The 14,731-nt window shown below is 58.8% G+C and carries 8 protein-coding genes; 5 read left to right on the forward strand and 3 right to left on the reverse strand.

The window, feature by feature from the left end; all coding sequences use genetic code 11:
* Window positions 1–192 precede the first annotated feature (192 nt).
* The 4 genes from AB1Z34_RS10700 to AB1Z34_RS10715 all read left to right on the forward strand — a co-directional run bounded on the left by AB1Z34_RS10700 (window position 193) and on the right by AB1Z34_RS10715 (window position 10,883).
* Window positions 193–612, forward strand: coding sequence for a hypothetical protein (locus AB1Z34_RS10700; RefSeq protein WP_016422269.1), 420 nt, complete (start codon window positions 193–195; stop codon window positions 610–612).
* Window positions 613–794: 182 nt separating this feature from the next.
* Window positions 795–992, forward strand: a complete 198-nt coding sequence (locus AB1Z34_RS10705) for a hypothetical protein (RefSeq protein ID WP_016422270.1) — start codon at window positions 795–797, stop codon at window positions 990–992.
* Window positions 993–1,344: 352 nt separating this feature from the next.
* Window positions 1,345–10,482, forward strand: coding sequence for a fatty acid synthase subunit beta domain-containing protein (locus AB1Z34_RS10710; protein ID WP_367158335.1), 9,138 nt, complete (start codon window positions 1,345–1,347; stop codon window positions 10,480–10,482).
* A complete protein-coding gene (locus AB1Z34_RS10715) occupies window positions 10,479–10,883 on the forward strand; it encodes a holo-ACP synthase (RefSeq protein ID WP_367158336.1) in 405 nt (134 codons plus the stop codon). Before AB1Z34_RS10710 ends, AB1Z34_RS10715 begins: the two co-directional genes overlap by 4 nt.
* A 12-nt stretch (window positions 10,884–10,895) precedes the next feature.
* Here AB1Z34_RS10715 and AB1Z34_RS10720 read toward each other — a convergent pair whose 3' ends face one another.
* The 3 genes from AB1Z34_RS10720 to bcp all read right to left on the reverse strand — a co-directional run bounded on the left by AB1Z34_RS10720 (window position 10,896) and on the right by bcp (window position 14,094).
* Window positions 10,896–12,671, reverse strand: coding sequence for a neocarzinostatin apoprotein domain-containing protein (locus AB1Z34_RS10720; RefSeq protein ID WP_367158337.1), 1,776 nt, complete (start codon window positions 12,669–12,671; stop codon window positions 10,896–10,898).
* Window positions 12,672–12,831: 160 nt separating this feature from the next.
* The gene (locus tag AB1Z34_RS10725) at window positions 12,832–13,407 is read right to left on the reverse strand and encodes a TetR/AcrR family transcriptional regulator (protein WP_224783805.1); all 576 of its coding nucleotides are present in this window, start codon (window positions 13,405–13,407) and stop codon (window positions 12,832–12,834) included.
* A 159-nt stretch (window positions 13,408–13,566) separates the two neighbouring features.
* Window positions 13,567–14,094: a thioredoxin-dependent thiol peroxidase gene (gene bcp, locus AB1Z34_RS10730; RefSeq protein WP_070603394.1), complete on the reverse strand. Its 528-nt coding sequence runs from the start codon at window positions 14,092–14,094 to the stop codon at window positions 13,567–13,569.
* A gap of 150 nt (window positions 14,095–14,244) precedes the next feature.
* Between bcp and AB1Z34_RS10735 the strand changes: the two genes are divergently transcribed.
* Window positions 14,245–14,526, forward strand: a complete 282-nt coding sequence (locus tag AB1Z34_RS10735; protein WP_038628049.1) for a DUF3618 domain-containing protein — start codon at window positions 14,245–14,247, stop codon at window positions 14,524–14,526.
* Window positions 14,527–14,731: the final 205 nt, after the last annotated feature.

The following is a 14,731-nucleotide window of genomic DNA, read 5'->3' on the forward strand; positions in this document are numbered from 1 at the left end:
TAGATATATGCTTCCGGAGCATATACTTTCCGGAAACCTACAGGTCAATCCGTGAAAATCCGCGATTCCGGACACACTTTTTGACCCTTAACCCGATTTTCCGCCCTCATTAGGCCGCGTGCCCAAAATCTGGCCCATTTCCCGCCCGAAGCTATTCCAAGGTCGCTAATCTCCCGTGCACGGTGTAGAACCATGACTATGAAAATTGTTGTCTGCGTCGTTTATCCCCGCTACCCAGATAACACTGAACCTCTCGGCGGGTTCGTCGAGTCCGAGGAGACCGCCCTCGCGATTGACAACTGGTGGCGCGCGCAACCCGGCGGAATGATGGGCACCTGGGAAGATTTCGAGGTCGAGGTCGAAAGCCGCGACCAACTCCTCTATGGAGTATTCACCGGCACCCCCACTCTCGAAATCACCGATAGCAACTTCTGGGACCCTATCTGTTACGGGGTGTACACCGACCGGGAAGAAGCCGAGCGGGCAACCAAACCAAAGTCAATGTGGGAAGCGAACAACAGTCCCCAGAAATACGTCCTCCCGTTCCGTCTGGGCTGGAAGTTTGACCGGTATTTCCCCGATGGAAAACCCTGGCCGCCAGACCGGTCGTAGACCTGCGACAGTTTTCGCATCGATAAGGGGAACGCAAGACGGGGCAGCCGCACAGCGCGCGTGAGTACCATTCTGGGAAACCTCTGTCCGCTCATTCCACTGCGTAGGGCAATCGAATCTGTCGATACAATGACGCTGATCGAATCGTATCTTGAATCGTAAGGTGGAAGCAGGGAGGCAACATGAGCATCTCGATGCATCTGGATGAGTACATGGCGCGTCGTGGCATAGTTCCCGACGACACTGTGGTCAACGATGATCCCTGCGCAATCTTCGACGGCAAGGTCGAGCGCGATGGTAAGTCGCAGCAGGACCTTGAAGAGTCAGAGCGGCGCTTAGAAGAAGCGGAGTCCACAATTCTGGATATGCTAGGCGATTAATCGAGGAAAGATTGAGCGTTCTCGGCGCCCATTGACACGCATTCCGGGTGTGATGTTCATCACCGATTGGGCATAAATTGGCTCAGTCTTCCGGGCTTCATTTTCCACTGCCGGTGCTGACAGAGTGGTGAAGTGCAAGCAATTTCTCGACAGGGGAACACTGTTTTCTACCTGCGAAGTTCTTTCATTTTAGAAGCGTTGTACTCGCTGATTTCGCAGCCGTGTTCGGCCTCTCGTTTTGGGGTTGCAAATTATCTTCGCGTTGATGGCATCACAAAATCGCACGAGAAAAACATGATGGATTCCTCATGATTTATGGCATAGTGTCCTGGCAAGGATTTGGAAACAAAAGATGTTTTCATTTCGTACTCCACAAGACAAGGACCTCAGCCACGTGAAATACGAAAAACTCGCCACTTTGCAGACCAATGTCGTAACTGCTCCAGACCTGGGTACTTTTGCAGTCACTTTCGCCGGTCAATCGCAACCATGGCTGGACACTCTCTCCAGCGTCATGGCCAGTGGCAACTCAAAGAAACTACGGGAAGTTTTCACTCGCGCTGAGGAACTGCTCGCACCGCTTGACGACGATCTCATCGGCCAGCTTCCCGCAGGTTTCGACCCCTTCGGCTGGGCAATCTCACTCGTTACAGACGAGCCATTTACCGGAGATACAACCAACCCTGCGGTCAGCGTCCCGGGCATCGTCTTGGCACAGTTGGGCATTGTCGAGTTGCTGGAAAAGCAGGGAATTAATATCACCGAAGCGGTAGCGGTAACCGGTCATTCGCAAGGTGTTCTTGCCGCTGAGATTGTCGCTCGCCCAGAGAAGGCAGCAGAGCTTCTGGCGCTAGCTCGCCTCATCGGTGTGGCGTGTGCGCGCGGAAGCCGAGTAGCCGGATTTGGGCGCGCGCCGATGATGAGTATCTCTGGCCTGACGGTCGAGGAGTTGGAGCCTTTCCTCCCCCAGGGCTGTGTCATCGGTCTGAAGAATACGCAGACTACCAGCGTAGTTATCGGCAAGCAGGATGAACTAGACCAGCTGGCAGAGCAGCTCACAACGCAGCAGCCGAAGGGTCGGAAAGTCGAATGTACAGTTCTGCCAGTTAGTGGCGCATTCCATCACCCAGCGCTGGTACCTGCTGTGGCATGGATAGTGGAGCGGGCTGAGCGCATTGGGCTAGATGCGGAAACGGCGGACCGGCTTGCGCGTGCAATCTTGGTTGACCCCAGTGACTGGAGCGCCGAGGTACGGGGGCTCATCGACCATGGGGCAACCACCATTTTAGATCTGGGGCCGAACACAGGCGTCGTCAAGCTGACAGAACGCAACGCTGAAGGCTATGGCGTGGCGGTGATTCCTGCGGCGACAGCTGCGGGGAGGGGCGTCCTGTCTGAGAGCGACATTGAGCATCCGACATCGTGGCTGGAGTTTGCGCCGCGTCTGGTCACTGGAGACAAGCCCCGTGTCGAGACGAAGTTCACCAAGTTGACCGGGCGCTCGCCAATTCTGCTCGGCGGTATGACCCCGACAACCGTTGACCCTGAGATCGTGGCGGCTGCTGCGAATGCGGGGTTCTGGGCGGAGCTGGCCGGTGGCGGCCAAGTCACGCCGGAAATCTTCGAGGCTAATGTGGCGCGACTCTCCGATCTGCTCGAGGAGGGGCGCAGTGCACAGTTCAACACCATGTTTTTGGATCCGTACCTGTGGGGTTTGCACATTGGAAGCCGCCGTTTGCTCCCGCGCGCAGTGGCAGCGGGGCGACCGATTGATGGAGTCACCATCTCCGCGGGAATCCCCGAGGTGGACGAGGCAGTTGAGCTAGTAAAGCAGCTGCGTGAGGGCGGGATTCCGCATATCTCCTTCAAACCGGGCACAATCGCACAAATCGAGTCGGTGCTCGAAATTGCAGACACCTTGGCGCAGCAGGGCACACCGTATCCAATCATCATGCAGGTTGAAGGTGGGCGTGCCGGTGGCCACCATTCCTGGGAAGACCTCGATGACCTGCTAATTAACACCTACGCAAAGATCCGCAAGCGAGATGTGGTGCTTGCTGTTGGCGGCGGTATCGGCAAGCCAGAACAGGCCCGTGATTATCTGATGGGCACGTGGTCGACACAGTACGGATTGGCGCCGATGCCGGTCGATGCTGTCATCATCGGCACAGCTGCGATGGCAGCCAAGGAGTCGACCGCCTCTGAGTCCGTGAAACAAATGTTGGTCGACACCGTCGGCACTGACAACTGGATTCCCGCTGGTAGCGCCATGGATGGCATGGCGTCGGGGCGCAGCCAGTTGGGTGCTGATATCCACGAAATTGATAACGCCGCAGCACGCGCAGGCAGATTGCTTGACGAAGTCGCAGGTGACCTCACTAAGGTGACTGAACGACGCGCAGAGATCATCGAGGCGATTAACGCCACCGCGAAGCCGTACTTCGGAGATGTCAGCACCATGACGTATGCCGAGGTGCTGAACCGCTATCTCGAACTGTGTGCGCCCGAAGGGACGTTCCTCGATCCAACGTGGTCGACGCGCTTTGTCGCACTCGTCGACCGCGTAGAGGCACGACTGAATGCAGTCGACGCGGGCACGTTTGACGCGCTTGCCGACGGCGACAGCTTGCGCACCCAGCCGCAGAACGAAATCTCGCGACTGTCCGGCCTGCTGGATCTGGATACCCAGCTCCACCCAGCAGATGTCACCTTCTTTATCTCTGAGCTCTGCCGCACACCTGGCAAACCTGTGCCATTCGTTCCGGTTATCGATGATGAGGTTCGTCGCTGGTGGCGATCGGACTCCCTATGGCAGGCGCATGACTCTCGCTACGATGCGGATCAAGTCTGCATCATCCCAGGGCCGCAGGCTGTTTCGGGCATTACCCGCGCGAATGAGCCAGTAGCGGAAATTCTGGGTCGGTTTGAAAAAGCTACTGCACAGGCATTGATGGATACCGGCTACCTGCCGGAGGCACCTGTTGACGCCCTCAGCCGGATGCTCGCAGCACCTGTGATTTGGTGGGCTGGTCGACAGCAGCCGAATCCGGCGCTGGCACTTGGCGCGGAACATGAGTGGGTATGTGTATCTGACGCAAGTGATGTCTCTCGTTCACAACGCCTGGAGCACCCAGGTACTGGTGCCATTTTGGAGACCATTGGAGCTGATGGCAGCAATGATGAGGTCGGGGAGGAGCTCGTCTGGGCACAGCTGACCGTTCCGCTGCCCGATGCTGCGGGGGAGAATACGCAACTGCGAATTCGCCTGTGCCAGAGTGCAGCGGTGGGCGCAGTGCCCGTCGTCAAGCATGAGGATGCGGCAGCCGCGATGCGGGAGCTGACGCGAATCGCGGCTGGCGGTGAGCTTGCAAACATCGTCGATGGGGTCGCGGAGTGGGAATCCGTGTGGGATCCGATGGCGATGGCTGACTACGATGCGGTCACTATTGCAGCTGCCGGCGATGAGTCGCAGGCGACGGTGCCGGACGCGTTGGTCGGGCATGCTTGGCCAGCGATTTTTGCGGCAGTCGCGCAGGCGCGTACTGAGACCGGCATTGATGTTGTTGAGGGCATGCTCGCGCTTGTTCACCTTGAGCATCACATTCGTATGATTGGGGCTCTGCCTCAGGAAACCACAACGTTGCGGATTAGTGCGCGTGTCGACGAGGTCGTTGATACGGACTTAGGGCGGTTAGTTGTGGTGCGCGCGGAGGTTCGTGATGGCGATACGCTGCTCGCCACCTTGAGTGAACGCTTTGCCATTCGTGGCCGAAACGGCGGCGAGACAGCGCGGACCAATACTGTGCCATTTCCAACGGTCACGGATACGCCACGGAGTTTCCGCGGTGCCTTGACCGTGGAAGCGCCTAAGGCGATGGAGCCATTTAGCTGTGTCACAGGAGATCGCAATCCTATCCACGTCGATTCCCGGGCAGCAGCGCTAGCTGGTCTACCAGGGGTTATTGTCCATGGAATGTGGCTGTCGGCGATGGCCGAGCATGCGGCTGTTGCCACGTCGGATGCCGGCATTGGTAATCGGGTGATTGAGTTCACTGCGACTATGCTGAGTCCGGTTCTACCTGGCCAGGAAGTGAAGTTCTCTGTCGAACGCCGTGGTTTTGATGACCGTCCAGGCGCCGGTGAAGTCCGTGAAGTCACGGCCACAGTAGAGGGCGAGCTGGTACTGACTGCCACTGCTGTAATTGCCGCACCGACGACCGCATATGTCTTCCCTGGCCAGGGGATTCAATCACAGGGGATGGGGCTGTCTGCTCGGACTCGCAGCGTAGCGGCCCGCCGCGTGTGGGACCAGGCTGATGCGATGACCCGAGAGAAGCTTGGCTTTTCCGTACTGGCTATTGTCCGGGACAACCCTGTAGAGGTGGTCGTGGATGGTGTGCGCTATTTCCACCCAGAAGGTGTCCTGAATCTGACTCAGTTCACCCAGGTTGCGATGGCGACGTTGGGGCTGGCGCAGGTTGTGGAGCTCCGTGAAGCAGGGCTGCTGGATGAAACAGCTCACTTTGCGGGACACTCTGTCGGTGAGTACAACGCGCTGGCGGCTTTCGCTGGTGCGCTTGACGCAGATGCCGTGTTGGAGGTTGTCTACCGCCGCGGTTTGACCATGCATGAACTGGTCGAACGTGATGAGCAGGGGAGGTCCAACTATGGTTTGTGCGCCCTGCGTCCGGACAAGATCGGCGTACGCGAGGACGAGGTCACCGAGTTTGTTAATCGGTTGTCGCAGGAAACCGGTGAGTTCCTCGAAGTCGTAAATCTCAACCTGGCAGGCAAGCAGTACGCCGTCGCCGGCACCGTCGCGGGCCTTGCGGCACTGGCTGAACAGTGCGAGCGCCGCAGCTCGGACGGCAAGGGATACGTGCGTATCCCAGGTATTGATGTGCCATTCCACTCCAGTGTCCTACGCGACGGTGTGGATTCCTTCCGTAAACACTTGGAGCGGCTGCTGCCAGCGGAAATCACTCCAGAGCGCCTGGTGGGACGCTATATCCCGAATCTCACCGCGACCTCTTTTGAGCTGACTGAGAAGTTCGTCCGCCAGATGGCTGCAGTCGTCGACTCAGACATTTTGGAACAAATCCTTGCCGACTTTGATACTGCCGCTGAAAACCCGGCGCGCCTGGCCCGCATGTTGCTGGTCGAGTTACTGGCCTGGCAATTCTGCTCACCGGTGAGGTGGATCGAAACGCAGGATCTGCTGCTTGAGGATCTCGGCGTCAGCCGCATTATTGAAGTTGGTGTAGGTACAGCGCCCACACTGGCAAACCTGGCTGCCCGCACCTGCCAGTTGCCCCGTCACCGAAGCCGTGACATTCGAGTGCTCAATCTCGAACGTGATGCTGATGCAGTGTTTATGCGCGACCAAATTCAGCCGGAAAAGACTGAGCTCGAGTCGGAGGTGACACCGGAGCAGGACACGGCGCAGGCTCTATCTGGAGCAGCGGGAGAAACAGGAGCAGCAGGAGCAGCGGAGCCGGCAGTATCTGTCGACCAACCCGCGGCGACCGAACAGGCAACCACGATCACGAGTGCTGCCACTCCGGCTGCCGAAGTTGCTGATATCGCAGTCAGCCCGGCAGAAGCGTTGGAAGTTCTTATTTGCCAATGGACGAAGGTACGTCCCGACCAGCTCGGTGCCGCCGACTCCATTGAGACTCTGGTCGATGGAGTCTCATCTCGACGCAATCAACTGCTGCTCGATCTCGGAGTCGAATTCGACCTCGGTTCAATCGAAGGGGCCGCAGATGCGGAACTGGCTGATCTAAAGGACAAGATTGATAGCTTGGCCAGTGGATATTCCGCATTCGGCCCGATTCTCTCCGAAGCCATTGCCGACGGTATTCGCCGGATTACCGGTCCTGCCAGTGCAGGCGCGAATTACATCGATGACTATGTGGCCAATGAATGGCAGCTTGGCAAGGGATGGGCAACCGCAGTCAGCGCCGAGATGATGCTCGGTACTCGCGACGGTGCATCCCTGCGCGGCGGCGATCTTGCGCATCTGGCTCCGGCCACCCCAACCAGTACTGCTGAACTCAACCAGCTGATTGATGAAGCAATCCTTGCGGTCGCCGCGCAGCGAGGTGTATCTGTCGCTAAGCCGTCGGCAAGCGACAGTAGCGCTGGAATGGTCGACTCGGCTGCACTCACTGAGTTTGCAGATAAACTGACAGGCCAGCAAGGTATTCTTGCCACCGCTGCACGCACGATTCTGGAGCAACTCGGCCACGAGATTACCGGTGCCATTGACTTCGATGCCGAAGACGCCGACAGCAACCTGGTAAATCTCGTCACTGCTGAACTCGGTGCGGACTGGCCGAAGCTGGTCACCCCGACGTTTACGCCCACCAAGGCAGTGCTGCTCGACGACCGCTGGGCCACCTCCCGCGATGACCTAGCACGCCTCTGGGCAGCCACTGATGAAGACGTGGCTGACACCGCGCCGGGCAGTATCCACGAAACCGCAGTCGAGCAGGCACAGTGGTGGGCTGCCAAGGCAGACGAGGCAGGGCGGGCACAGTTGGCGAGTATCTACCGACAGCTGTCGGATGAGGCCATCACGAATGTGGATGAACTGCCGATGAATGCCGACATCGCTGTTGTTACCGGTGCATCGCCAAATTCGATTGGCTCCGCCGTAACTGCACAGTTGTTGTCTCAGGGCGCAACCGTTGTTGTCACTACCTCACGCCTGGGACATGAGCGCCTGAGCTTCTACAAGCAGCTCTACCGTATGCATGCGCAGGGCGAGGCGAAGCTGTGGGTGGTACCGGCGAACCTGTCCAGCTTCCAGGACCTGGATTCCCTTATCGACTGGATCGGAACCGAGCAGACTACGACGATTGGTGCGGAAGTGGTTGTGACCAAGCCCGCGCTGTCACCGACGCTGCTATTCCCGTTCGCGGCGCCTACGGTCTCAGGTTCGCTTGCCGACGCCGGTCCTGCGTCCGAGACCCAAATGCGTCTGCTTCTGTGGTCGGTGGAACGACTCATCGCAGGGATATCAGCACTCGGCGGGGACAATAATCTGCAGCATCGTTTGCATGTGGTGCTGCCGGGTTCACCGAACCGTGGTCGCTTCGGCGGTGATGGTGCCTATGGTGAAGCCAAGGCCGCACTCGACGCCGTGGTGGCGCGCTGGAATGTGGAGGACGCTTGGCGCACCCGCACCACTCTGGCTCATGCACAGATTGGTTGGGTTCGAGGCACCAACCTGATGGGTGGAAACGACCCATTGGTTGCTGCAGTGGAAGCAAAGGGAGTACGCACCTTCTCCACCGAAGAAATGGCAGCTGAACTCATTGAGCTCGCGAGCTCGGAGGCTCGGAAGAAGGCACAAACCCGCCCGATTCAGGCCGATCTCACCGGCGGATTGGGTGACGTCGACCTCAACATTGCGCAATTGGCGCAGGAGGCTGCACAGGCGGCTGCCCCAGCAGCTCAAAACTCTGAGATCTCTAGCGGGGCGCGTTCGCAGGAGCCGTCGTCAAGCCGTGTTCTGAGCGGTCTGCCAAGCCCACGCCGACCAATTGCGCAGACAACACCGACCTTTGGTGACATCGCAGCGGCTCCGGAGGACATGGTGGTCATTGTGGGCGCCGGTGAGCTTGGGCCGTACGGTTCTTCCCGGACGCGCTTTGAGGCTGAAGTCGATGATATTTCTGCAGCAGGAATTGTGGAATTAGCCTGGTCAATGGGGCTGATTTCCTATGAGGGTGGCTGGCGCGATGCCGACGGGCAACCGTTGGCAGAAAGCGACATTGCTACGCGCTACCGCGATGAAGTACTGGCGCGAGTTGGTGTGCGTCGTTACGCCGATGATGGCGATTTGGTTGACAATACGATGACTGAGCTGACCACGGTCTACCTGGATCGTGCGTTGAGCTTTGCTGTGCGTGACCGCGCGGCAGCGGAGACTTTTGTCAGTTCCAACCCGGACAACACCACTGCGAGCTTCGATGCCGAGACAGGGCAGTGGCTTGTGACACGGGCCGCTGGCACGCCAGTTCAGGTTCCACGCCGAATGGCGATGAGCCGCTATGTTGGCGGTCAAATTCCGCAGGGCTTTGACCCGGCACGCTACGGTATTCCGGCAGACATGATGGACAATCTGGACCGCGTGACCTTGTGGAACATTGTCTGTACTGTCGATGCCTTCTTGTCATCGGGCTTCAGCCCAGCGCAGCTGCTGGAAGCGGTCAACCCGGCGCGAGTGTCGTCGACACAGGGCACAGGTATTGGTGCGATGGAGTCGCTGCGCAGTCTTTACATCGACGGTCTGCTGGGGCAACCGCGAGCCAATGACGTCCTGCAAGAGGCATTGCCAAATGTTATTGCCGCCCACGTTATGCAGTCGTATGTCGGTGGCTACGGGCAGATGATTCACCCTGTGGCAGCCTGTGCGACGGCAGCGGTGTCGGTGGAGGAGGGCGTCGACAAGATTGCCCTGGGTAAGGCAGATTTTGTTGTCGCGGGTGGCTTTGATGACCTATCCACAGAGGGAATCACAGGTTTCGGCGACATGGCCGCCACAGCTGACTCCGCCACCATGGAAAACAAAGGCATCGAGCATGAGTACTTCTCCAGGCCGAACGATCGTCGACGCGGAGGTTTTGTGGAATCGCAAGGCGGTGGCACGGTGCTGTTGGCTCGCGGAGACATCGCCCGTGACATGGGGCTCCCCGTGCTCGGTGTCGTCGCATACGCCCAGTCCTTCGCCGACGGCGCGCACACATCCATTCCGGCGCCGGGTTTGGGCGCGCTAGCGGCCGCTCAGGGCGGCGAGAAGTCTCGGTTGGCTCGCGCCCTTGCAGCACTCGATGTCACTGCGGATCAGGTCGCGGTGTTGTCCAAGCACGACACCTCGACCAATGCCAACGACCCAAATGAGTCCGAACTGCATGAACGCATTGCAGATGAACTCGGTCGCGAGCGCTCTAACCCGCTGTTGGTGGTCTCTCAGAAATCGCTGACGGGACACGCTAAGGGTGGTGCTGCAGCGTTCCAGATCATTGGTCTGACCCAGGTGTTGCGCAGCGGCATTGTGCCAGGTAATCGATCGCTGGACTGCGTCGATCCCGCATTGGCTGAGCATTCGCGTCTGGTATGGCCAACGAAGGCAGTCAATTTCGGCAATACGTTGCCGCTGAAGGCTGGCTTTGTTACCTCGCTCGGGTTCGGACATGTCTCGGCACTGGTGGCAGTCGTGCATCCGGAAGCTTTCTACCAAGCGATAGTGCAGCACGATGGCGCTGAGGCTGCGGAGCGTTGGCGGTCCGCGGCGTACAACCGCGAAGCGGCTGGTCTGCGTCGCATTGATGAGGCTATTTACGGTGGAGAAGCCCTCTACGAGCGTCCACGCGAGCGAAACCTGGCGGACGGTGGTCGGTTCGGTTCACCCGCTGCATTGGAAAAGGCAGTTCTGCTTTCCGACGGCGCCCGTCTGATCGATGGTGTCCTCCAGCCATGATTGGCGTAGACCTCGTCTATACTCCGGGCTTCGAAGAGCAGCTGAATATGCCAGGAAGTCAGTTCGCGCAGGCTGTTTTCACACCTGCGGAGCTACTGGTAGCTAGGCGCCGCGGAGCAGTCGGCGGCGCGCTGGCGCGTCACTTAGCGGGCCGCTGGGCTGCGAAGGAAGCCTTCATCAAGGCCTGGTCGCAGACTCTCTTCGGCAGCCAACCGCCGATTGCGCGCGATCAGCTGGACTGGCGGGAAATAGAGGTGCAGCCGGATGCCTACGGTCGCGTGAGCATCAGTCTCCACGGGGCTGTGAGCCGCCATTTCCACGATCAGGAGTGGCAGCTGGGGCCGTCGTTAAGCATCTCGCACGACGGCGACTACGCAATCGCCGTCGTACGCTTGGACTAGTCCGGCGCCGTGCTAATCGACGGACTTCTGACGGCGACCGACCAGGATGCCGGCACCGAAGATTAGCGCGCCCAGGATTGCGCCGGTTCCGGCGACTGCGGCGGTTTGGAGCGGGGAGTTGGTCGCGGCCGGCTGAGTCTGCACATCAACTTCGTCGAGGCCATTGCCGGAAGCGTTGGACTTTGCGGAAGCCTTGCCAGATGCCTTGGATGAGCCGCTGGCCTTGGACTCTCCGGTCTTGGAGGCACCGGTCTTCACAGCTTCTTCGCGTTCCTTGGCGGAGCCGCCGACGCTGAGGTCCGTGGCCGTGTCCTGGCTGCGGTCGGAGGAACCGTGAGCAGCAAAGGTGTAGAGTGCGCAGTCATTTTCGACGCAGTTGGCGGCCGAGGTGACGGCCTCGACATTGAGCGTTGTAGAGAAGCTGCCGTCGGAGGACATCTGGGAGGTGCGGACAAACTCAGCGGCGGAGAAAGCATCAGCGTTGGTGGTGGAGAACTTGTTCTTCTCAGCCACTGCGACGTAGATGCCGTTGCCGCTGGTCTTGAATCCGGTTCCGGAGACGGTAATTGCGGTGCTGCCCGATGGGTTCAGTTCCGTGGTGGACAGGCTTACCGACGGGGTGCCGGTCGAGGAGCTGCTGCCGTTGGAGCTGCTGCCGTTGGAGCTGCTGGAGCCGCTGGAAGCGCTGGTGCTACTCGTTCCACTAGACCCTGTGCTGCCACTGGTGCCGGAGCTTGCGCTGCCTGCGGACTGTGAGGAGCCACCGCCGGAGGGCAGGGTAGCGTCCTGCTTGGCAGCTCCGCCGGCAAACGATACCGAGGTCGCCGTGTCCTGGCTGCGGTCGGAAGAACCGTGAGCAGCAATGGTGTAGACCGAGCAAGCGTTCTGCATGCAGTCTGCCGTGCCGAACTTCGCGCTGACCGGAAGATCCACGCTGAAGCTGCCGTCGGACTTCAGGTTGCCGCGAGAGGTAGACACAAACTTGGTATCCGGGCCGAAGGAATCGGCGTTGGTCACATCCATCTGGTCATTTTGCGCGATACCGACGTAGATGCCCGGTCCAGAGGTCTTGAAACCCTTGCCTTCGACTCGAATGGTGTCGCCGCTCGGGTTCAAGTCTGAGGTCTTGGACAGGCTCACCGATGCGTTACCCCGTGACTGCGACGGTGACTGCGAGCCCGACTGTGACTGGGAGCCCGAACCAGCGCTCTGGCCACCGCTCGGCGCCGCGCCGGTGGAACCCTGCGATTGAGCAGCCTGGGAAGTAGCACCCGCCTTGAAGGTGATGGGGACCCACTGGTCATTGCTGCGGTCAGAAAGATTAGGGAACGCAGTAAAGGAGGCTACGTAGCACTGGGTAGAGGTGCAGTCGACATCGCCAAAGCTGGTCGCGACCTTCATCTCCTGCGTAAAACTTCCGTCCGCGCCAACCGTGACCTTGGCCGCTTCGCCGTAGGTCGAAGGGTAGCCCGACTTTGGCTTCTCGATTGTCTGGGCCAGGTAAATATTTGCGTTAGCGGGGTAGCCGACTCCCTTGATGGTCACGGTGGCGCCGTCGGACAGATCGGTGGCAGGGGTCACGGAGAGCTGGCGCTCAGACTGATCGGTGCTGCCGCCGAGAAGGTCGCCGATGCCGGGGAGCGAACCGCCGAGCTGTCCAATCGATGGCAGTGACTGTGCCGATGCGGGGACTGCGGGTAAAAATCCCGTACTCACTACGATTGCCGAAGCTAAAACAATAGAGCGGGGAAGCAGGCTCCGTCGGAAAGCGCCCTGCGTCGTGGACATGTGAACCTCTGATTCTGTTTGGGAGTTCCGGCGCAGGCGCGGCGAAAAACAGGGAACCCCACCGCGCTGACCAGAGTAAAGCGTAAACTAAGGCAAGCCTACCCTCCGCGTATTGATAAGGGCAATAAATGCCCCTGCCGAGGTGGGCGAGGGGTGCTCTCTAGTCTGCGGCCTCCGCGACGCTCATGAGATAAGAGATTGTCATGCGTTTGATTTCCTGCACCGTCAGCTCGTAATGAGCTTCCCGCTCAGCATCGCTTCCCGGATGGTCCACCGCATAATTCAGCAGGGCGTACGTGGCGTTAATCATGAGGTCGGAGATGAAGTTCAGTTCCGCATCGCTTGACGACGGCACCAGCGGGCGCAGCACCTTTGAAATCTCGGTGACCAGGCGTGACTTCGTATCTTCTGCGGTTGCGCGTGTGGCGGGCGTTGATTGAACAGCCAGCCATACGGCTCTTCTGGAAACGTCCTCGCGCCAGAGTTTTGCCAGGTGATCGATGAACTCCGAGAGAAACTCCGGCCATTTCAAGGTGGGGACTGTTTCGCCGAAGCGTGAGACTTCCTCGATGACGGCCTCGGTGTCCTGACGGTCGAGCTCGCAGATCATCACATACTTGTTTGCGAAGAATTGGTAGAGCGTGCCAATGGGGATATCTGCGATGCGAGCGACTTCGTCGAAAGTGAAAGACTCAAACCCGTGCTCGATGAGCACTGTGCGTGCCGAGCTGAGCATGCGTGCGTACCGCTCTCGGCTGCGTTGCTGAGCCGGAGTGCGACGGGGACGAAGAATATTCGGTGCGTCCTGGGATTGAGTCACTACTACGAAACCGTCTAATCGGGATGATGTAGGAGGAGAGTTTGGGGCCAGGGTCAGAGTAGGCCTTGCGGCTAGTTAGCTTTCGGAAGCCTGTGATTCCACACCCAAGTCACGCAGTACGCGCTGGACGTGCCCCTTGGCGCGAACGTTGTACCAGGCCTTTTCAATTTCTCCATCGGCATTGACCAGGAAAGTCGAGCGGATGACGCCCTGGACAATCTTGCCGTAGTTCTTCTTCTCGCCGAAAGCGCCGAACGCGGTCATGGTTTCCTTGTCCGGATCGGACAGGAGGGTGAAGTTTAAGCCGTGGTCCTCGCGGAACTTTGCGAGTTTCGCCGGCTTGTCCGGAGAAATACCTACGACTGGAATGCCGGCATCGTTCAAGGCAGCGGATTCATCGCGGAAGTCGCATGCCTCAGTGGTGCAACCTGGGGTGTTGGCCCGCGGGTAGAAGTAAATCAGCACGGGCTTGCCCGCGTAGTCCGACAGAGAAACCTGCTCTTCGGCGTCGTTGAAAAGAGTAAACGCTGGGGCAGGGTCGCCAGCTTCCAGACGGATGTTGTTCTGGCCGTATTCTTTGTCGCTGGAGGAAGAAGTAGTCATGGCTTCATCGTATCGACTCTGGAGCGGTGCGTGGCGACTCTGAAGTAATGCGTTGAGTTTTTCCCCGTGCTCGCCCACGTTGCTGTAGTGGAAGTGTTAGTCTTTTAGGCGAACAATCACTTTAGATATTCAACTTTTTAGGGAGTTTACGTGGCTCGCAGCATTGAAGATATCCAGCGCGATATTGAGCGTAACCGTAACCAGCTCGCCCGTACTCTGGATGAGCTAACCGTGCGAACGAATCCGAAGAACGTTGCGGATGACGCAAAGACCCGTGTTTTCGATGCTCTGAATGAGCCGAAGGTGCAGGCAGCACTGGGCGTCGTTGCCGCACTTGTTGTTGGTGGCATCGCAATGGGCATTCGTCGCAACCGCAATCGCAGCAAGGAAATTGACCGCATTCGCGAGATGATTGAGACTGCTGCTAAATAGTTTTTCGGTAATTAGCGCACGCGCTTCGGGTGGTTACCTGGGGTCGTGCGCTTTTGCGTATCTAACCCTTGTTTGAGTCAGGCGTGGGGTGCGAGCGAGGGTTGCAAGTTGGGGGTTAAGTAAAGAAAAGTGTGTCCGCATGCCACCATAACCCCAGACCACACACCACAAATCACCAAAGAATAGCTCCCCGAAAGCTATTACC

This window comes from Corynebacterium sp. 045007 (assembly GCF_040743205.1).
In the GTDB taxonomy this organism is placed as follows: Bacteria; Actinomycetota; Actinomycetes; order Mycobacteriales; family Mycobacteriaceae; genus Corynebacterium; species Corynebacterium jeikeium_D.

What these genes read in the sequence shown, in the direction of transcription:
- AB1Z34_RS10725 (WP_224783805.1), bottom strand. Translation starts at nt 13,407, where the DNA reads ATGCTCAGCTCGGCACGCACAGTGCTCATCGAGCACGGGTTTGAGTCT.
- AB1Z34_RS10700 (WP_016422269.1), top strand. Translation starts at nt 193, where the DNA reads ATGACTATGAAAATTGTTGTCTGCGTCGTTTATCCCCGCTACCCAGAT.
- AB1Z34_RS10705 (WP_016422270.1), top strand. Translation starts at nt 795, where the DNA reads ATGAGCATCTCGATGCATCTGGATGAGTACATGGCGCGTCGTGGCATA.
- AB1Z34_RS10715 (WP_367158336.1), top strand. Translation starts at nt 10,479, where the DNA reads ATGATTGGCGTAGACCTCGTCTATACTCCGGGCTTCGAAGAGCAGCTG.
- AB1Z34_RS10710 (WP_367158335.1), top strand. Translation starts at nt 1,345, where the DNA reads ATGTTTTCATTTCGTACTCCACAAGACAAGGACCTCAGCCACGTGAAA.
- AB1Z34_RS10720 (WP_367158337.1), bottom strand. Translation starts at nt 12,671, where the DNA reads ATGTCCACGACGCAGGGCGCTTTCCGACGGAGCCTGCTTCCCCGCTCT.
- bcp (WP_070603394.1), bottom strand. Translation starts at nt 14,094, where the DNA reads ATGACTACTTCTTCCTCCAGCGACAAAGAATACGGCCAGAACAACATC.